Raw genomic sequence first — 21276 nt, forward strand, 5'->3', positions numbered from 1 at the left:
CATCAGTTCAATAAGGTACATCTAATGCTTTTTTTCTAACGGAGCAGAAGGGTTAAAAGGTGAAATTTTAGGTTCTGTCTCCCTTGAATAATAGGAGGATAAAACTCATTTCTGTATCAAAACCTTAAGACATGTTTATTCCAGACAAACATATAGTATATATTGAGAATTATGAGTATTGGAATGAAAGGGGATTGTGTGGATAACTCTAAGTCGAATCAGCGCAAAAATTTAGACGAGAATGCGAAGAATCAGCAGCTAGAGCCGTTCCGTGTCGATAATGAAGGAAAAAAGATGACGACGAATCAGGGGTTAAAAGTTTCGAATGATGAGAATTCGTTGAAGGCTGGAGTTCGTGGGCCAACTATTATGGAGGATTTTCACTTTCGAGAGAAAATAACGCATTTTGATCATGAACGGATTCCTGAGCGTGTTGTACATGCGCGAGGTTTTGCAGCACATGGAGAATTTGAATTGTATGAATCGATGGGGGAATATACTAAAGCAAGCTTTTTACAGGATCCTAATAAGAAAACACCTGTATTTGTCAGATTTTCAACTGTAGTTGGAAGTTTAGGTTCGATGGATACTGCACGTGATGTTCGTGGCTTTGCGACGAAATTTTACACGGATGAAGGCAATTATGATTTAGTTGGTAATAATATACCTGTTTTTTTTATTCAGGATGCCATTAAGTTTCCTGATTTAATTCACGCGGTAAAGCCTGAACCTCACAATGAAATGCCACAAGCAGCCTCAGCTCACGATACGTTTTGGGATTTTGTAGCGAACAATCAAGAAATTGCGCATATGATTATGTGGCATATGTCTGATCGTGCAATACCTAGAAGTTTTCGAATGATGGAAGGCTTCGGTGTTCATGCTTTTCGTTTCGTTAATGATAAAGGAAAATCGAGGTTTGTAAAATTTCATTGGAAGCCTGTGTTAGGGGTTCATTCACTCATTTGGGATGAAGCACAAATTATTGCTGGAAAGGATCCAGATTTTCAGCGACGTGATTTATGGGAATCAATTGAGATAGGTGATTATCCAGAATATGAGCTCGGTGTACAAATGCTTGAGCCAGAGGACGAATTTAAATTTGATTTTGATATTTTGGATGCAACAAAGCTGTGGCCTGAAGAGATGGTGCCAGTTAAAAAGATTGGAAAAATGACCTTGAATCGTAATGTGGATAATGTTTTTGCTGAAACAGAGCAAGTCGCCTTCCACCCTGGCAATGTTGTACCAGGCATAGATTTTACAAATGATCCACTTTTGCAGGGGCGGCTATTTTCTTATTTAGATACACAGCTAATACGTCTAGGGGGACCAAACTTTTCTGAAATACCGATTAACCGACCCATCTGTCCATTTCATAACAATCAGCGCAATGGCTTTAGTCGTCAAACTATTAATGTAGGAAAAGTGAGCTATCATAAAAATTCCTTGGCCAATAATACTCCATCAACATCAACGGCAAAGGAAGGTGGCTTTGTCCATTATGAAGAAAAGGTTGAAGGACGCATCACACGAGCACGTAGTAAAGCGTTTGATGATCATTTTTCACAGGCAAGGCTGTTTTGGAATAGTATGTCACCCCCTGAAAAGCAGCATATTATTGATGCCTTTAGTTTTGAAGTAGGGAAGGTGAAAAGTAAGTCCGTTCGCCAACAGGTTGTCGATATGTTTGTCCGTGTTGATAAAGCAATGGCAACGACTGTGGCCGATAATGTTGGTGTTAATCGTCCAAAAGGTGAGCAAATAAATGTCACGTTATCATCACCTGCACTTAGTCAAGCTAATACTATAAAAATGCCACAAACACTTAAAGTAGGCGTGCTAATAGGTGATGGATTTGACGCAAATGAAGTTGGAGAAATACTGAAATATTTAACAAGACAGGGTGTTCGATACAGTATTATTTCCGACAGATTAGGCGTTGTTACTAGTAGTGATGGTGTACAATTAACAGCAAGTGACACATTTATTACTACCGATGCGGTACTATTTGACTCGTTATATGTTGTAGGAGTAAGAGCAAAAAATCAGGCAAAGTTTAATTCATATATTGTAAATTATATAAATGAAGCGTATAGACATTACAAACCAATTGGTATAGCAACATCAGGAACGACATTTTTTAATATGTCTAATGCCAATGTAGGGCCAGGAATTGTATTGGCAACTGGGGACAAAGATTTCGCTAAAAAATTTGTCAATGCCATAGCGCAACAACGCTTCTGGGAACGGAATATTTATTAACTTTATGTTGTTTCCACGAGGAGCAGAATATCTGCTTAGCGAGGAACACCTGCGGAAGCTTGAAGAATACCCGCGAAAGTAGGGCGAATACTCGCGGAAGCAGAGGGAATACCGTGATGGAAATACGTATAATTAAATACTCTCATTGTTCTATTAAGAATAATGAGAGTATTTTTTGCCTATTGAATCTTAAATTCAATTGTTGCTGATGGTTTGTACTCTGTTTTTTGTTTATTCGAGTCTTCTGTGTAAAAGTCAGTGCTCTCTTTTACCATATAATGTCCTTTTGGAAAATGACCTTTCATTGTTTGTTTCATAAATTCAACGAGTTTAGGTTCTGAAAATCGTCGTACACGCCTCCGCTCGTGTAGACCTCTTCGGAGGGCACATTTCGTTCAAGAATACGTGTAATTAGTGGAGTATCCATTACACTAGATATTTCAAAATTCCGTGTCGCTTCCTGCAAATTGAATAAAAATGGGGAGCCTCCATGGTAAATAGTTACGTTTTGAGCCTGCCCTACATATGTGAGTTTAGTTTTTATCTTTATGGATTCTCCTTCTGTGAAGGTGGGTTTTGAAATAGAGAGTTCATAAAGAAAGTCTTCCTGTTGCGTAGAAGCTGTTTGTGAATAGTTCTTACTTGGTAGGGGCTTTAATGCTTCTTTTTCCTGACAGGCGGGCAACTAGGAATAGCATAGAGAGTAGCAGTAAAAATTTTTTAGGCATACAATCCTCCTATACGGTATTTGCCGTTAGGTCAGACAATATGTTACTGAATTTCCTGTAACATTTATGACATTGCATTCAAATTTTGTAAATGCTATGGTGATAAATGAGGTGATTTTTCGTGGAAAAACTTGATATTGCAATTATTGGTGCAGGTCCTGGGGGTTATGTAGCAGCCATTCATGCAGCAAAAAGTGGCAAGAAGGTCGCTTTAGTAGAGCGCGATAAAGTAGGAGGGGCCTGCTATAATGTCGGCTGTATTCCTTCGAAAATTTTGTTGGAGCATAGTAAGCTCATTCAAGAAATACAACGTGGGAATGACTGGGGCATTGAAACCCCTAAAGTAAATGTGAATTTTCCACGATTGATGAAACGTAAGGATGCTATTATTGAGGAGCTTTTAACGAATATTGAGGGCTATGTTTTGAGCAATCAAATCACCTTTTATCGAGGAGAAGCGGCAGTATCTAATGATTTAACTGTAACAGTTGGTAGTGAGATCTTTACGGCAACGGATATTATTTTAGCAACAGGAAGTAAACCATTTGTGCCACCTTTTAAAGGTATAGAGACGTCTTCCTATTATACAACGGATACCTTTTTTGATATGAAAGAGCTGCCAAAGCAGTTAACAATTATAGGCGGAGGCGTTATTGCAGTTGAGATGGCATTTAGTTTAGCACCACTTGGAACAAAGGTGACGATGCTGAATCATAGTGAAGATATTTTACAGACAGAAGAGCCAGATGCACGACCACTTATTCGTGAAAAGATGAAAAAGCTTGGAATTGAACTTGTGACAGATTTCCAATTTGAGCATTTTAATGGCAATGAAATTCATACTTCTAAAGGTATTTATACATATGAAAATCTTTTGTTTGCAACGGGTCGACGCCCAAATACAGAAATAGCTCAGCAGCTTGGTCTAGCCTTCGATGGTCGATTGATTGCCGTCAATGAGCATCTTGAAACAAGTCATCCACATATTTATGCTATAGGTGACTTAGTTGGTGGTTACCAGCTAGCTCATTCAGCGAGTGCAGAGGGAATTCATGTTATGGAGCATATTTTGGGGAATAAGCCGGCACTTATTGATCAAACATCGATTCCTCGCTGTGTTTATACACATCCTGAAATTGCGACTTTTGGTTTGCTGGAAGAGCAGATTAATGAACCTTATACGGTGACTCAAATGCCTTTACATACAAACCCTAAGGCATTGATGGAAGGAAATACAGTGGGCTTTATAAAGCTTATTGCGACGGAAAAAGAAGGACGTATTTTAGGAGCTTGTGTTGTTGCTGATGGGGCAACAGAAATGTTAAATGCTATTTTAGCTACTAAAAATGCTGGTGGCACTGCCCACGCTCTTGCAAATATGATTTTCCCACATCCTACAGTGTCAGAGCATATTGGAGATGCTGCAAAAGCTATTTTTGACAAAGCCATTCACCAATAATAGTCTCAAAAACTACATTCTTCAGCGGAAGGCATCCTTCTCGTTGATGGAATGTAGTTTTTTCTTTTAAATAGGGATCGAAATTAACTTCTTAGCCTTCTTTGAAGCGGGTTTCTCTCATTTCACTACTCACCAACAGAGGATGAAGGTTCAGCATGGCGTTTAGCCCGTTGATATACTTGTTCTTTTTTGTATGTGGATACTTATGAACAAGTTGCTAAACGCTTTGTTCACCTCGATACCCCTCGAATACTTACTGATTAAAATAAGTATTTATATGGGCTTCAAACACTCATATTTACCTTTGATGGAAAAATAAAAAACCTATTGACTTTGTATGTTATTATGTTAAATTAAGTTTATAAGAATACTAGGTATTTAGAAATTGAGTTGACTAGACATCTAGAGGCTTCTATTTTACGTAACGGATATCCTCCGACCGTAAATATAGAAGCCTTTTTTTATCTTTATATTGTGATTTTCTATTGAACTTGAGGAGGATGAAATATGAAATTAGGATTTTGGCTACCGATTTTTGGAGGGTGGTTACGTAACGTAGAAAATGAAAATATGCCTTCAACATTTGATTATGTAAAGCAGGTTATTCAAACGGGAGAAAAACTTGGCTTTGATGTGACGCTTATCGCCGAGCTATATTTAAATGATATTAAAGGCATTGATGCTGACGCACTTGAGGCGTGGTCAACCGCAGCAGCTTTAGCAGCAGTTACTGAAAAGATTGAAATATTGGCTGCAGTTCGACCTGGTTATCATAATCCGGCGGTGATGGCAAAAGTAGCTGCAAACATCGATCAAATTGCTAATGGTCGTTTTACTTTAAATGTAGTTTCAGCTTGGTGGGAAGAAGAAGCAAAGCAATACGGTGGTTATTTTACAGAGCATGGAGAGCGTTATGATCGCACGGAGGAATTCATTGATATTTTAAAAGGTTTATGGACAGAAGAAACGTTCAGCTATCATGGGAAATATTACAAAATAGAAAATGCATATTTATCTCCCAAGCCAGTCAGAAAACCATACCCAACACTATACGCAGGTGGAGAAAGTGAGCGCGGTAAAGAGACAATTGCAAAGTCATGTGACGCTTATGTGATGCATGGAGGAACAGTAGAGGAAGTCGGGGATAAAATCAAGGATATGCTCGCCCGTCGAAAAGCAATTGGAAAAGGCCCATTCGAAACTTTTGGGATGGCTGCATATGTCATTGTGCGTGATTCAGAAGAAGAAGCACTTGCTGAACTAGCCCGAATTAACAATGTACAGGATACAGCAGGGTATGTAGGCTTTAATGACTTCACTAGTAAATCAAAGCTAGAACAACAAATTACACTACAGGATTATTCAGTTTCAAACAGAGGGCTACGACCAAATTTAGTCGGTACACCTCAACAAGTGGCAGAGCGCATTTTAGCTTATGAAGCGGTTGGCGTAAATCTCTTACTTCTTCAATTCTCCCCACATCTAGAGGAAATGGAACGTTTTGCAAGAGAGGTTATGCCTTTAGTGAAAATAAAATCAGCCATCATACAATAAGGAGCGACTACATGACTGCGAAAATTTATATTATTCATGAAAATGATGAATGGACAATTCATTTAACAAATCGTTTAGAGGAACAAAACCTACCATATGAGGTTTGGCATTTGGCAGAGGGATTGATTGACTTATCAAAAGAGCCACCACAAGGAATATTTTATAGTCGTATGAGTGCTTCATCACATACGCGGGGGCATGTATTTGCACCTGAGCTTACAGAGGCAGTGCTCTCATGGCTAGAGTATCATGGCCGTACTGTTATTAATGGCAGCCGTGCCTTACGATTAGAAGTAAGTAAGGTCAATCAATATTTTGCACTAGAAGCTGTAGGTATTCAAACACCTAAAACGATAGCGACAGTTGGTAAATCGCAGCTAATAGAAGCAGCAAGAACAATTGGTACAACACCGTTTATTACGAAGCATAATCGAGCAGGAAAAGGGCTTGGCGTACAACTATTTCATTCAGTTGAAGCACTAGAAGTATATGCAAATAGTGATACTTTTGAGTCACCTATAGATGGTATTACGCTTGTTCAGCAATATATAAAATCACCTGATTCATATATAACGCGATGTGAATTTGTAGGTGGCAAATTTTTATATGCAGTGCGAGTTGATACGTCTGAGGGCTTTGAACTATGTCCTGCTGATAGCTGTCAAATAGAGAATAAATTTTGCCCAGTAGGTGAAGCAGCAACTAATAAATCTAAATTTCAAATTTTAGACAGTTTTTCAGAGGAGCTTATTGAGCGTTATGAAGAATTTTTAGCGCAAAATAAGGTAAGTGTCGCAGGGATTGAGTCGATTATCGATAAAGAAGGTAATATTTTTACATATGACGTGAATACCAATACAAATTATAATGCTGAAGCCGAAAAAGCAGTAGGGAGATATGGCATGTTAGCTGTTGCTAATTACTTAGGTGCTACATTACGTCAATATGAAAAGACATTGCATTTGGTGTAAGGACATTAATCTATATTAATAAGGAGTGGCTAATATGGCAAAGGCAGTTATTATTAATGGCAGTAATTCGAGAAGTTCACGCGTGACGGCGATTCATGAAAAGGTGGAAAACTACTTAAAGACACAGGGTATAGCAGTACACACAAACTATGTACATGAACTGCCGGCTGAGGACTTAATTACGGCTAATTTTGCAAGTGAGGCCATCATTTCAGAAAATAAACAAGTTGAAGAAGCAGATATTATCGTACTTTTGACACCCATTTATAAAGCTTCGTATACAGGAATATTGAAAACTTATTTAGATTTGCTACCGCAAAAAGCATTGCTTGGAAAAATCATCCTACCAATTGCTGTAGGTGGCTCTATTGGACATTTACTCGCATTAGAATATGCATTAAAACCAGTTTTAGCTGTATTAGGAGCTACAACTATTGCACATTCTGTATATATTGTTGATAAACAAATTATTCGATTAGAAGATGGAAGCTTTGCTATTGAGGAAGAAGCTATTAATCGTCTTGAAGGGGAATTAAAACAATTGCAACAAATTGTGGTAGTAAACTGAAAAATCCAGAACTACGTTCCATAACGTGTGGTTGATTTCCGTTCCGACTAGGTGCTTTGTTGCTGACGCTTCGCTTTCGCACAGATGAAACATTGTTGCTGACGCTTCGCTTTCGCACAGATAAAACATTGTTGCTGACGCTTCGCTTTCGCACAGAGCAAAGCTTCCTAGGAGGCATCCAATGAGAATTAACAATGGCAATAACAAATGTTATCCACAACTTTTGGAGTGCTGAGCCATGAAGTTCAAAAAATAGCGCATTATAGGAAATAACCTCCTATAACGCGCTATTTTTAATTAACTTCAGGTTCTTCTTTTTTCTCATCCGGTATTGTAGAGAGATATAAGAAAGCCTCGTCTTGCAATAGCAATAATTTTTCTTCACAAATACCGTGTGCCAATGGTCCAGAAAAAATAGACTCCCACCAAGTTCCTGTTGTTGTTGTCATTCATCTACGCCCCCGTTTCAATTTTCGATATGTAGTTGTAAATTTCTCAAAATCACAAAATCATCTACACATTCCATCCATTCAAGAAAGAGGAATTTTGGTTGTCAATGTTGTATCGTATAGACAAAGATAGTTTGTTTCGAAATGAAAAAACTATGTATGCCATTTTAAAAAAAGGGGTGCTTTTATTATGAATTTTACGCCACAAGATGTAGAAAATATGATTACAGAACAGCGTCAATTTTATTTTTCACGTGCGACGAAGAGTATAAAATTTCGAAAAGAGCAATTAATAAAACTGAAGAAAACGATTTTAAAATATGAAAAAGAAATTTTGAATGCTCTATATTTAGATTTACGAAAGAGTGAGTTTGAGGCATACGCAACAGAAGTTGGCATTGTTTTAGATAGTATTTCATATATGGTAAAGCATGTTGAAGAATGGGTGAAACCTGAAGCTGTAAAAACACCGATTCAATACCAGATGGGAAAAAGCTTTATTGTAAGAGAGCCATATGGAGTAACATTAATCATTGGTCCATTCAATTATCCATTCCAACTTGTAATGGAGCCTTTAATTGGTGCAATTGTTGGTGGTAATACGGCTATTGTAAAACCATCAGAAACATCTGTGCATACAGCAGCAATCGTAAAAAAAATAATTGAAGAAACGTTTAATCCTTCCTACGTTCGGGTTGTAGAGGGAGAAAAAGAAGAAGTGACGGCACTTATTCATGCATCCTTTGACTATATATTTTTTACAGGGAGTGTGGCAGTCGGAAAAGTTGTTGCAAAGGCAGCGGCGGAACGCTTAACACCAATTGCCCTAGAACTTGGTGGGAAAAGTCCTGCAATTGTTGATCAAACAGCCAATTTAGAAGTAGCAGCGAAAAGAATCGCTTGGGGTAAATTCACAAATACTGGTCAAACCTGTGTGGCACCCGATTATGTCCTTGTCCATAAAGATGTTTATGACCGATTTATGAAAATATTGAAAGCAACAATCCGTTCCTTCTATGGAAAAAATGCATTAAAAAGCCCTGACTACGGCCGTATTGTGAATTTAAGACAATTTGATCGCTTACAGCAAATTATCGTGGAAGAACGTGATGCAATTACATTTGGTGGTAGAACAGATCGTGATGACTTGTATATTGAGCCTACAGTTATTGGATATGTGAAATGGTCAAGTCCTTCGATGCAGGATGAACTATTTGGTCCGATTTTACCTGTGATGATGTACGATGATTTACCGCTGGCCATTCACCAGATTCGTCAGTTGCCAAAGCCTTTAGCGGCTTATTTTTTCTCAGAGCATGAAAAAGCTACTCAGTACTTTTTAGAGGAATTACCATTTGGTGGAGGTTGTATAAATGATACGATTACACATGTAGGAAATTTACATTTGCCATTTGGCGGTGTCGGACCATCAGGGGTGAAAGCATACCACGGGAAGGCAAGCTTTGAAAACTTTACTCATCCCAAATCTATCTTAAAAAAATCATCGAAGTTAGAGACGAATGTTCTCTTTCCGCCATATAAACAAAAAGTTAAGCTTGTAAGAACTATTATGAAATAGTTAAAGTGAGGTGTCAGTGATCTGACACCTCACTTTTTTACCAGTTCTCCAAAGTATATTTTCACCATACATGGATTTAGGTTGTCGATAAATGTTGATTGATGAGCCAAATTTCATTGAAAGATTGAAGATATATTAAAATGTTAGCGTTTTCATTAAAAAAACGTCTTAAGAGACATTTTATTTATGAGCGAATAAGTAGTAAAATAAATTCAATAGAATGTGGGGGAATTCTTTTTGTCATTTCTTGTCGAATAAACAATGAATGACGGAATGAATGTAGAGATTGATTGGAGGACTATGAAATGTATGCAGAGGAATTGTTAAATGCATTACCTTTGAAAAAAATAATTGGAGTGCTACCTGACCAAGTAAGTGATATTGTAATTGATTCACGAAGTGTGCAACCAAATAGTATGTTTGTTTGTATAAAAGGTTATACAGTAGACGGTCATAACTATGCACAGAAAGCTGTTGAAGGTGGCGCAACAATTGTTGTAACAGAACGAAAATTACCATTAGGTGAAAATATTGCACAGGTCATTGTGAAAGATACGGATCGTGCAGTTGGCTTGTTAGCTGCAAAGTTTTTTGACTATCCGTCGAAAGATATGGCAATGATTGGCGTAACAGGGACAAATGGAAAAACATCAGTAACGGGTATTATTCAAAATATAATGCATGGTATGGGCGAGAAATCTGCACTATCAGGAACAATCGGCTTTAATTTAAATGGTATTTTATATGAATCTGCAAATACTACGAGCGATGCATTATCGACTCAACAAATGATATTCCGTGCAAAAATGGAAGGCTGCCGATTAATGACTATGGAGGTATCTTCACACGGTTTAGCACTTGGACGTCTAGCTGGTGTAGATTATGATGTAGCAATTTTCACAAATCTTTCGCATGATCATCTTGATTTCCATGGTACGATGGAAGAATACGGACATGCAAAGGGCTTATTATTCTCCCAACTTGGACAAGACTTAGAAAAGAATAAATTTGTAGTGTTAAATGCTGATGATGCTTGGTCAGAGCGTTATGCAGCGATGACACCATTCCCAGTATGGACATATGGTTTAGAAAATGAAACTGCTGATTTCCGAGCTATTAACTGTGAGTATCATGATTTCATGACATCTTTTGACGTTGAAATGCCAGAGGGAATATACCATGTGAAAATGCATTTGCTCGGGGAGTTTAATATATACAATGTGCTTGCAGCTATGGTTGCTTTTTATGGCCGTGGTTATTCAATGGAAACAATCATTGAGCAAATTGAGCAATTACCACCTGTAAAGGGACGTATGGAGAAAGTTTGCTCAGATTTACCTGTGCAGATTTTTATTGATTATGCACATACACCTGATGCCATTGAAAAGGCGGTTTCTTCAGCTCAACCATATAAAAAAGGTAAGCTTATTTTCTTAGTTGGTACAGGAGGCAATCGTGATAAATCGAAACGTCCAGCAATGGCAGAAAAGGCTTCGGCTGCTGATTACGTTATTTTAACGACAGATGATCCTCGCTATGAAGACTACGATAGTATTACAGGCGATCTTGCCAAAGGGATGCTTCATGAAAATTATGCATGTATAGGTGACCGTGCTGAGGCGGTGCGTCATGCGATTGAGGTTGCTGAACCAGGGGATATGATTATTTTTGCTGGTAAAGGTCATGAAGATTATCAAATTATTGAGAATACTAAATATCCGCATAGTGATGCAGATATTGCAATAGAAGCTGGCCACTTAAAATTTGTATAATATATGATCTCCAATGAGGATAAGGATATTAGAGCGTACTTGATAGTGTGAACGCAATGCATGCAATAATGGGGCAAGTTCACCATACTTAGGGAACCCTTTTAGTTAGTACTAAAGGGTTTTCTTTTTGGGCACTTTTGGTGAATGTCACGATGTTTACAATCGAGTGCAGCCATCGAGATTTTTGAGGAAGCTAGACATGCCTCGCTAAGATCAAAACCTCTTTTTTGGGGAATTCATGTAAAAAGGTTGTAAGAGAGGCAAGTCTTCTTTTATTATTATTAAGTATGAAAAAAGGAGAATGACGAGATGAATTTAGATTTAGAAAAAGATATATTATCACGTCGAACTTTTGCCATTATCAGTCACCCTGATGCTGGTAAAACGACGATTACAGAAAAGCTTTTACTATTTGGTGGTGCGATTCGTGATGCCGGTACGGTAAAAGGAAAGAAATCAGGTAAGTTTGCAACATCTGACTGGATGGAAATTGAAAAGCAACGTGGGATTTCTGTAACTTCTTCAGTTATGCAATTCGATTATAACGGTTCACGTGTCAATATTTTAGATACTCCAGGTCACCAAGATTTCTCGGAGGATACGTATCGTACATTAATGGCGGTGGATAGTGCTGTCATGGTTGTAGATGCTGCCAAAGGTATCGAAGCACAAACTTTAAAGCTATTCAAAGTTTGTAAAATGCGTGGTATTCCGATTTTTACTTTTATCAACAAACTAGACCGTCAAGGGAAGGAGCCACTTGAGCTAATTGAAGAGCTTGAGGAGGTACTTGGCATTAACGCTTACCCAATGAACTGGCCTATCGGTATGGGTAAAGAGTTTCTAGGTATTTATGATCGTTATAATAAACGTATCGAGCAATTCCGTACTGAAGAAGATGAACGTTTCTTACCAATTGATGATAATGGGGAACTTGCAGTCGAGCATCCGATGAAGGTGACTTCATATTATTCACAAGCAATGGACGACATAATGTTGCTTGATGAAGCGGGTAATCAGTATTCTAAAGAAAAAATTCGACGTGGTGAATTAACGCCTGTTTTCTTTGGTTCTGCCTTAACGAATTTTGGTGTACAAACATTCCTTGAAACATATTTACAATTTGCACCGACACCACAGCCTCGAATTACTGAGGATGAACAATTTATTGATCCAGTTGAGCATGGAGAGTTTTCTGGCTTCATTTTCAAAATTCAAGCGAATATGAATCCTGCTCACCGTGACCGTATTGCCTTTGTGCGTATCGTATCGGGTAAATTTGAACGTGGCATGAACATGACATTATCTCGTACAGGTAAATCATTCAAAGTGACACAATCTACACAATTCTTAGCGGATGATCGTGAAACCGTAGATGAAGCAGTTGCTGGTGATATTATCGGTTTATACGACACAGGTACTTATCAGATTGGTGACACAGTTGTTGGTGGTAAAAAGACATTCCAATTTGAAAAATTGCCACAGTTCACGCCAGAGTTATTTGTTCGTGTAACTGCGAAAAATGTTATGAAATCTAAGCAATTCCATAAAGGGATTTTACAATTAGTGCAAGAAGGCGCTATTCAATATTATAAAACGTTGCATACAGAAGAAGTTATTCTTGGAGCAGTTGGTCAATTACAATTTGAAGTTTTTGAGCATCGTATGAAAAACGAATATAATGTTGAAGTGAAGATGGAGCCAATTGGTTCGAAAATTGCAAGATGGATTGAAAACGAAGAAGATGTTAAAGAATCGATGTCTTCAGGTCGTTCAATGCTTGTAAAAGACCGTTTTGACAATCTTGTTTTCCTATTTGAAAATGAGTTTGCTATGCGCTGGTTCGCTGATAAAAACGAAAACATTAAATTGTATAGCCTTTTATAATAAAAAACACGAATCGACATGTTGCGATTCGTGTTTTTTTTCAAGGAAAATTGGAGTCATATGTAGAATATATACAGTATTAGGAAATATAAGTCTCATCGCAATAACGTGGGGTTGATTTCCGTTCCGCTGGGCGCTTTCCTGGGGGCATCCGATGAGCCGCTTCACTCGCGTTGCTCGCTCCAGGGTCTCATCTGTGACGCTAATCCCCAAGGAGTCGCCCAGTCTCCACTCCAATCAACTTACATATGGCATAGGCTTTAACATCTTTCAGCAATTATTTTCTGTACCGAAAGCGTAGCGATTGGTACAGAAGTCTACCACCTCTATAGGTGGTGAGATGAATGCGAATTTAAGTTGCTTTTCAGTGGGTGTTCAAACATCTGCTGAAATAGAGGAACTTAGTCTAAGAGCGCCACGTCCTGTGGAAATTTATCTGTGCGAAAGCGAAGCGACAGCAACAGGTTTTGTTTCTGTGCGAAAGCGTAGCGACAGCAACAACAACACACGACTGAGTGACTAACATCGTGTTGCTGCCTAAGCTTTCGCGCAAAAAACATTTATTGGCCTACATCCTCTGGACGCAATTATACCGATGCATAATTGATCAAATTGCATCTCCTAATTTTGGTATTGAGCTATATTTTAAACTTATATCACATGGAGAAGTTGCCAAATTTATAAAATATTCTCCTTTTCGGGTATCATAGAAAGGAAGAGATAGAAAAGGAGCTTGCAAAAAATGAACATTAGTAATTTTTCTATTAAAAGGCCCGTCTTTACAATAGTTACGATGCTACTTGTCATTATATTAGGTGGCGTTTCATTATTAAAAATACCTATTACGCTTATTCCAGAATTACGTCCACCAATAGGCATCGTTGTTACCAATTATCCTGGTGCAAGTCCAACAGAGGTTAATGAGAAAATAACAAAGCCCTTAGAAACAACACTCGCCACCTTACCAGGGATAAAAAAACTACAGTCTACCTCTCAAGAAGGATCCAATTTAATTATTCTCGAGTTTGATTGGTCAACCAATATTGAAGATGCTCAGCTCGATATTTTACAACGCATCGATATGACCCCTTTACCGAATGATGCTGAGAAACCTAGCTTTTTAAAATTTGATCCATCACAATTTCCTATAATACAACTTTCGCTACGGGCGGAAAATGACAATGTAGATGTGCGTTTACTGGCGGAAGCCTTGGAAAAAGAACTTCGTCGAACAGCAGGTGTCGCAAGTGTAAATATTTCCGGTAAGCTGGTAGAAGAAGTTCAAATAACTTTAGATGACTCGAAGCTAGTTGAAAAAGGACTAACCCAAGCAGATATTATTCAAATTATTCAATCGAACAATATTTCTCTTCCTGGTGAACCGGTGTTAACAGCAGATGGGAAGATGTTAACTACACGTATTTTAAGTACTTTAAGTTCACCAGAAAGCATTGCTGATTTAATCATTTCAGTAAATCCACTAGATGGTAAAGCTTTAACAGTAGGCGAAGTTGCGACTGTTGAACGTGTGGAGCAAAAATCTATAACTACAACACGAGCAAATGAGCATTCTGCGGTATTAATGTCTGTATTACAGGAATCGGGTGCTAATACGGCAGAGGTATCAAAAGCTTTTAAAGAAGCTTTAAATGAATTATTGACGAAGAAGCAATATCAAGGAATCGTTGCAGACGTGCTAGTGGACCAAGGAAACTATGTGGATTTAGCGATTAGTAATATCGGATCTTCTTTACTTTTAGGTGGATTATTCGCAATGTTCATATTATTCGTCTTTCTACGTAGTGTGAAAAGCCCTATTATCATTGGTATTGCGATTCCATATTCAGTTATTGTTACATTTGTTTTAATGTTTTTTGCTAATTTCTCGCTCAATATTATGACATTAGGGGCGTTAGCACTTGGTATCGGTATGCTTGTTGATAATGCTATCGTTGTTATTGAAAACATTGAAAGACATTTAGGACTTGGTAAGGACCCGATAATAGCCGCTAAGGAAGGGACAAAGGAAGTGTCACTTGCGATTACTGCTTCCACTCTTACAACGATTGCAGTATTCATTCCTGTTATGTTTATTGAAGGTTTAATAGGACAAATTTTCACAGAGTTTGCATTAACTATTTCCTTTAGCTTAATCGCTTCTTTAGTCGTTGCGTTAACAGTTGTTCCAATGCTTGCAAGTCGTCTTTTAAAAATGAAATCAACGAATATTTACGAAAAGCGTAATGAGTCATCCTTTTACAAGATCTACAAAACATCAATTATTTGGGTATTGCGTCATCGTATGCTTGTACTAATCTTAGCGGTTGTCTGTTTTGGACTTTCTTTGTTTGGACTTATGAAAATGGGTACAGAGTTTTTACCGCCAACCGATGAAGGATTTGCATCCGTTAGTGTAAATCTTGAAAAAGGGGTAGCAGTGTCAGAAACAGAAAAAGTTGTTGCGAAAATTGAAAAACGTTTAAAACAAGAGAAGGATGTCGACGTATATGTAAGCTTAATCGGTGGTACACAGCAGGCACAAGCACGAGGACAAACAAGTGCAAACCAAGCAGAGCTATATGTAAAACTTGTCCCTTTAGCGGATAGGGATCGTTCGATTTTTGAATTTGTAGAAGAGGTTGAGCGAGATTTGCATAAAGAGCTAGGGGAGCAAGTTGAAATTAACTTCAATGTCTCAACGACAACTGGTTCGTCACCAAATACATTAACGTTTAGATTAACAGACTCTGATGAGCAAAGACTTCATAGCTCTGTTGATAAAGTGCAGCAGGAGCTATCAAAAGAACAGGTCATCACAAAGGTATCTACGGATTTAGATATCACTGTTAAAGAAGTTCAAGTAGAAGTCGACCGAGAAAAGGCGAAGGACTACGGATTTGTACCTGCTCAAATTGCTCAAACGGTCAATCAAATGACGAAGGGTCAGCTCACTACGCAAATAATGGCAGGGGATGGTGCTGTATTGCCTGTTTATACAGGCTTTGGTCAAGTATTTAATGATAGTATCGAGTCATTAAAATCGATGCAGCTTCGTTCATCTGCTGGTCTGTTTGTAAAGCTAGAGGACATTGCGACTGTTTCTGTACAGGAAGGGCCAGTATCGATACGACGTTCTGATCAGGCGGCTGCGGTTGCATTTTTTGTCGAGTATGAAACGAAGGAATCGCTAGGGGGCATTTCAGCAAAAGTGGACAAAGCATTGGAAAAAGCAGATTTACCATCTGAAACTCAAGTTGTCTTTAGTGGAGATCGTGAACTTTATGATAGTGCGATTAATGATATGCTTTTAGCCGTTGCATTAGCAATAGTGCTTGTATATATCGTAATGGCTGCACAATTTGAATCATTCAAATATCCATTCGTTATCATGTTCACAGTACCATTAATGATTATTGGCGTTGCAATTGCAATGTTTGCTACGAACACGCTAATTGGTGTGACATCTGTTATTGGGGTCTTAGTGCTAGTTGGAATTGTTGTGAATAACGGGATTGTACTTGTAGATTACATTAATCAACAAAAAGCTATGGGAATGGCGACGTATGATGCGATTTTACTTGCTACACAAGATCGACTTCGACCAATTTTAATGACCGCACTAACAACAATCTTAGGATTGCTTCCACTTGCTCTTGGTATTGGTGAAGGAACAGAGATGAATCAACCGATGGGAATTGTAGTAATCGGGGGACTTGTGACATCAACTTTGCTGACATTATATATTGTACCGATTATTTACAGTCTAATGGATAAAGAAACTAGGAAGATGCGGTAAGTTCAGGGGGGATGAGAGATGGGGGTTCATTTTTTTACAGGTTTTCCGGGTTTTATTTCAAGCCAATTAATACGAGAGTTATTCCGAAAAAATCATTCACATGAAGTCATCGCTATTGTACTAGCAGGTGAATTAGTAAAAGCAAATTTAGAAAGAGAAAATATAGTAGCGGAGTTTCCTAACTGTTCTATTCATATTGTAGAGGGAGATATTACATTACCGAATCTCGGTTTAGAAAATCAAGTTATACAGGTAATTGTACCTCAAATTGAGGTGCTCTGGCATTTAGCTGCAATTTATGATTTAGCAGTACCACGTGATATAGCATGGAAGGTAAATGTACATGGTACGACTATGGTCAATGATTTTGTTCGAACACTTCCGAACTTAAGACGCTATATGTATTTTAGTACAGCGTATGTAGCAGGAACACGTGAAGGTGTTTTGCGAGAAAATGAACTTATTCGCCCGCATGCATTTAAAAACTATTATGAGGAAACAAAATATGAAGCTGAGCATCGAGTAGAGGATTTGAAATCAGAAATACCACTGACAATTATTCGACCTGGCATAGTACGGGGACATTCAGAGACAGGAGAAACTATTAAATTTGATGGGCCTTATTTCTTTTTAAATATGGTGGATAAATTAAAATACCTTCCTTGTATCCCGTATATTGGCCGATCGACATCAACAATAAATGTGGTGCCAGTGGATTATATTATAAACGCCTCGACTTATCTCGTTGATGAAAAAAGTGCTGAAGGGAAAACCTTGCATCTAACGGACCCGAATCCGCATCCTGTGCAGGAAGTGTATCGTACGATGGTAAAATTATTAACTAACCATTATCCTAAGGGGCGATTACCGTTAATACTAGCAAGAATATCTTTACAAGTGCTACTTATTCGAAAATATCTAGGTGTTGAGCAAGAATCTTTAGACTACTTAACTTGGAATGCTAAGTTCGATACATCCGAAGCAGTTTCTATTTTGAAAAAAGGTAGTATTGCATGCCCTGATTTTATACAGACTATGCCTAGAATGATTGATTTTTATTTAGCGAATAAAGAAGATAAACGCTATCAAATTCAAATAAAGTGATGCTTCAATTAGTGGTACGAGCTAATAAACAAGTTGTCACTATTCAAAACACAGAGATATTGTAGGTTAAAAGTGGTGTAGATAATTTTGCCACTCGTTTATGATAGTGCTATAATAAGTTTTCAGAAGAAAAAACCTTCGACGTTTTGTCAAAGGGGAGTAGCTAACAGGTACGAGCGAAGTATCTGGATTCACATTCGTCATGACGTGGTTTTTACCATCGGGTGTGATAGGCGAATAACTCTATGCTAGCGGTATTCAACTTCTTTTAGCAAATGTCCAAACATCTGTAGCTGACGCTTCGCTTTCGCTACAAAAAACATCTGTAGCTGACGCTTCGCTTTCGCTACATAAAACATCTGCTGAAAGAAGTTAACCTCCGGACGCAATTATGTCGAGGCATAATTGATTTACTAGTAATAGAGAGGTACTGATAAAAAATGTCAGGTATTTATTTGCTCAGCGAGACCTTTGCCTTTTTATAGGGGCAGAGGTCTTTTCTTTTGTACTCGGATAGTAATAACTATTTTGGGTATAAAGAGTTTTAGAGGAGGCACATGAATGGAATCAATTTTATTACAATACGGTTGGGTACTTATTGTACTTGTAGTATTAGAAGGATTATTAGCAGCAGATAATGCAGTTGTGATGGCTGTGATGGTGAAGCACTTACCACGAGAACAGCAAAAAAAGGCATTGTTTTATGGATTATTCGGCGCATTAATTTTCCGATTCTCAGCACTTTTTGTCATTACAGTATTAGTAAATTATTGGCAAATTCAAGCGTTGGGAGCAGCTTATTTATTATTCATGTCCGCCAAAAATATATATGATTTGCGTTATAAAGATGACTCAAACGAAGAATCTAATGATAAAGCGAAGAAAAAGGGCTCTGGTTTTTGGATGACAGTGCTTAAGGTAGAGGCAGCGGATATTGCATTTGCTATTGATTCTATGCTTGCTGCAGTTGCCATTGCAGTAACTTTACCGCATTTAGGGAACTTTGATATAGGTGGCATCAATGGTGGACAATTTATTGTCATGTTACTTGGAGGATTTATCGGAGTTATAATGATGCGATTTGCGGCACAATGGTTTGTGAAAATATTAAATGACTATCCTTCACTTGAGACCGCTGCGTTTTTAATGGTAGGTTGGGTAGGCGTGAAGCTTGTTGTGTTGACTTTGTCACATGAGAAGGTGGGTATATTACCTGCGGAATTTCCTCATTCTACTGTGTGGGAGTTAACTTTCTGGATTGTATTAGTGGCCATCGCACTAGTAGGTTATTTAGTAGGAGTTCGTCATAAACATAAAGATCAATAATCTTTAACTTCTTCAGCAAGCAACATCCGCTGAATAAGAGGAATAGTCGTATCTATTCCTCTTTCTTTTTTTATGTATTTTTTCTATACTAATATCTATCAAGTTTGGCATCATATAAAGAAGGGGTTGTCAAAGTGCTCTGGAAAAGATCAAAAAATAGACTTGTAACACCTTTTCAGGTACTTGTCTCTTATTATTTTATAGCTATAGCGATTTCCTTCCTGTTACTACGGCTACCAGGCGTTCATCAAGAAGGTGTTAAAGTTTCATTATTAGATAGCTTGTTTACTGCAGTAAGTGCAGTTAGTGTAACAGGTTTAACAACATTCAATATATCTGAAAGCTATACAACATTCGGGCTCGTGATGGTTCTTGTTATTTTACAGCTTGGCGCAATTGGTATTATGTCACTTGGTACCTTTGTGTGGTTACTTGTTGGGAAAAAAATCGGTATGCGTGAGCGTCAATTAATTATGATCGACCATAATCAATACAATTTGTCAGGGGTTGTTCAATTAATTCGGGAAATATTGAAAATCTTAATCGGCATTGAAGTGATGGGTGCGTTTATTTTAACTTTGCATTTCACTAACTATTTCGACACTTTCCAAGAAGCCTTGATTCATGGTGTTTTTGCCTCCGTTTCAGCTACTACAAATGGTGGCTTTGATATAACAGGCATGAGTTTACTTCCGTTTCATAAAGATTACTTTGTTCAATTGATAACGATGGTATTAATTGTGCTGGGTGCGATAGGCTTCCCGGTATTAATTGAAGTGAAATCCTTTTTATTAAATCGCCATGCAAATTTCCGTTTTAGTTTATTTACAAAAATAACAACCTCCACATATGCAATTTTATTTGTGGTAGGGGCTATTGTTATTTTATTGCTTGAATCATTCCATTCCTTTAAGGGAATGTCTTGGCATGAGGCTTTGTTTTCTGCAATGTTCCATTCTGTTTCAACACGATCAGCTGGACTTACGACGTATGATGTAACAACCTTTAGTGAAGCGACAGATATTTTTATGAGCTTTTTAATGTTTATTGGTGCTTCACCGAGCTCAGTTGGTGGTGGGATACGTACAACAACATTCGCCATGGCAATTCTATTCCTAATTACCTTTGCGCGAGGAAGAGAGGATATTCAAGTATTCGGACGTGAAATACATTTAATTGATGTATTCCGCTCATTTGTTGTTATTTTATTGGCATTCTTTATGGTGTTAGTTGCGACAATTATTTTACTCATTACTGAGCCACATGCATCACTGATTCAAATAATTTTTGAAATTACATCAGCGTTCGGAACGTGTGGGATGTCTTTAGGAATAACCTCCGACCTATCAGTTGTTGGCAAAATTATCATTATGATTTTAATGTTTGTTGGTCGTGTCGGTTTAATTTCATTCCTTTACACTTTAGGTGGTGGAGGTAGAGGCAAAAAATCTAGTTATCACTATCCTAAAGAACGAGTAATTATAGGGTAAATTACTAGGAGATTAAAAAAGAGCTAATTGAGCTCTTTTTTAATCTCCTTAAAATTTTCCGGTAAAAAATGAGGAAATTAGAGATTACCTTAGTAGAAAATCTATCCATAAAAAAGTGTCTGGATTGTTTATTTGTCTAAAAAATTGGTTTCGCCACAAAATTGTCGAAAAATTTTAAATTGTTTTTCCTGGTTATTGCGGTCGATTGGTAGGTAATATTTACAATATTAGGGTGTCGGTGGGTTGAGAATATCGTACTAAACTTTTTTAGGATAATTGTAATGCCTTATAGAACATCGGTTGATCGTAATAAAGATATGGTTTTTAC

15 protein-coding genes are annotated in these 21276 nt (G+C 37.7%); 13 read left to right on the forward strand and 2 right to left on the reverse strand.

The features are described from left to right. Nucleotides 1-183: 183 nt before the first annotated feature. From ACZ11_RS19555 to ssuE, 5 genes are all read left to right on the forward strand, one after another. A complete protein-coding gene (locus ACZ11_RS19555) occupies nucleotides 184-2265 on the forward strand; it encodes a catalase (RefSeq protein ID WP_049668204.1) in 2082 nt (693 codons plus the stop codon). An 849-nt stretch (nucleotides 2266-3114) separates the two neighbouring features. Then, nucleotides 3115-4452: a dihydrolipoyl dehydrogenase gene (gene lpdA / locus ACZ11_RS19560; protein WP_049668205.1), complete on the forward strand. Its 1338-nt coding sequence runs from the start codon at nucleotides 3115-3117 to the stop codon at nucleotides 4450-4452. A 507-nt stretch (nucleotides 4453-4959) separates the two neighbouring features. Then, nucleotides 4960-6006 carry an LLM class flavin-dependent oxidoreductase gene (locus ACZ11_RS19565; RefSeq protein ID WP_049668206.1) on the forward strand — a complete coding sequence of 349 codons (1047 nt, stop codon included), beginning with the start codon at nucleotides 4960-4962 and terminating at the stop codon, nucleotides 6004-6006. Nucleotides 6007-6017: 11 nt separating this feature from the next. Next, nucleotides 6018-6977: an ATP-grasp domain-containing protein gene (locus ACZ11_RS19570; RefSeq protein ID WP_049668207.1), complete on the forward strand. Its 960-nt coding sequence runs from the start codon at nucleotides 6018-6020 to the stop codon at nucleotides 6975-6977. Nucleotides 6978-7011: 34 nt separating this feature from the next. Beyond that, complete coding sequence (ssuE, locus tag ACZ11_RS19575; RefSeq protein WP_049668208.1) at nucleotides 7012-7545, forward strand: NADPH-dependent FMN reductase; 534 nt, start codon at nucleotides 7012-7014, stop codon at nucleotides 7543-7545. Here ssuE and ACZ11_RS26000 read toward each other — a convergent pair. Further along, the gene (locus ACZ11_RS26000) at nucleotides 7510-7752 is read right to left on the reverse strand and encodes a hypothetical protein (protein ID WP_152911535.1); all 243 of its coding nucleotides are present in this window, start codon (nucleotides 7750-7752) and stop codon (nucleotides 7510-7512) included. The genes ssuE and ACZ11_RS26000 overlap by 36 nt on opposite strands. 86 nt (nucleotides 7753-7838) lie before the next feature. Beyond that, on the reverse strand, nucleotides 7839-7994 hold the full coding sequence (locus tag ACZ11_RS26715) for a hypothetical protein (protein WP_169776092.1): 156 nt from the start codon (nucleotides 7992-7994) through the stop codon (nucleotides 7839-7841). A gap of 190 nt (nucleotides 7995-8184) precedes the next feature. Here ACZ11_RS26715 and ACZ11_RS19580 point away from each other — a divergent pair, with 190 nt between their 5' ends. From ACZ11_RS19580 to ACZ11_RS19620, 8 genes are all read left to right on the forward strand, one after another. Then, nucleotides 8185-9573 (forward strand): aldehyde dehydrogenase, encoded by a 1389-nt coding sequence (locus tag ACZ11_RS19580; protein WP_049668209.1) that lies wholly within the window; start codon nucleotides 8185-8187, stop codon nucleotides 9571-9573. Between the two features lie 305 nt (nucleotides 9574-9878). Next, entirely contained in the window at nucleotides 9879-11345 is a 1467-nt protein-coding gene (locus ACZ11_RS19585) for a UDP-N-acetylmuramoyl-L-alanyl-D-glutamate--2,6-diaminopimelate ligase (protein ID WP_049668210.1), read from the forward strand. A 309-nt stretch (nucleotides 11346-11654) separates the two neighbouring features. Next, nucleotides 11655-13232 carry a peptide chain release factor 3 gene (locus ACZ11_RS19590; protein ID WP_049668211.1) on the forward strand — a complete coding sequence of 526 codons (1578 nt, stop codon included), beginning with the start codon at nucleotides 11655-11657 and terminating at the stop codon, nucleotides 13230-13232. A gap of 340 nt (nucleotides 13233-13572) precedes the next feature. After that, complete coding sequence (locus ACZ11_RS19600; protein ID WP_049668213.1) at nucleotides 13573-13755, forward strand: hypothetical protein; 183 nt, start codon at nucleotides 13573-13575, stop codon at nucleotides 13753-13755. 219 nt (nucleotides 13756-13974) lie between these two features. Beyond that, the gene (locus tag ACZ11_RS19605; RefSeq protein WP_049668214.1) at nucleotides 13975-17028 is read left to right on the forward strand and encodes an efflux RND transporter permease subunit; all 3054 of its coding nucleotides are present in this window, start codon (nucleotides 13975-13977) and stop codon (nucleotides 17026-17028) included. 18 nt (nucleotides 17029-17046) lie between these two features. Further along, entirely contained in the window at nucleotides 17047-18132 is a 1086-nt protein-coding gene (locus ACZ11_RS19610; RefSeq protein WP_049668215.1) for an SDR family oxidoreductase, read from the forward strand. 561 nt (nucleotides 18133-18693) lie between these two features. Beyond that, complete coding sequence (locus ACZ11_RS19615; protein ID WP_049668216.1) at nucleotides 18694-19458, forward strand: TerC family protein; 765 nt, start codon at nucleotides 18694-18696, stop codon at nucleotides 19456-19458. 134 nt (nucleotides 19459-19592) lie between these two features. Further along, nucleotides 19593-20948, forward strand: coding sequence for a TrkH family potassium uptake protein (locus tag ACZ11_RS19620; protein WP_049668217.1), 1356 nt, complete (start codon nucleotides 19593-19595; stop codon nucleotides 20946-20948). The last annotated feature ends 328 nt before the right edge of the window (nucleotides 20949-21276 follow it).

The sequence above is a fragment of the Lysinibacillus xylanilyticus genome, assembly GCF_001183605.1.
Lineage (GTDB): Bacteria > Bacillota > Bacilli > Bacillales_A > Planococcaceae > Lysinibacillus > Lysinibacillus xylanilyticus.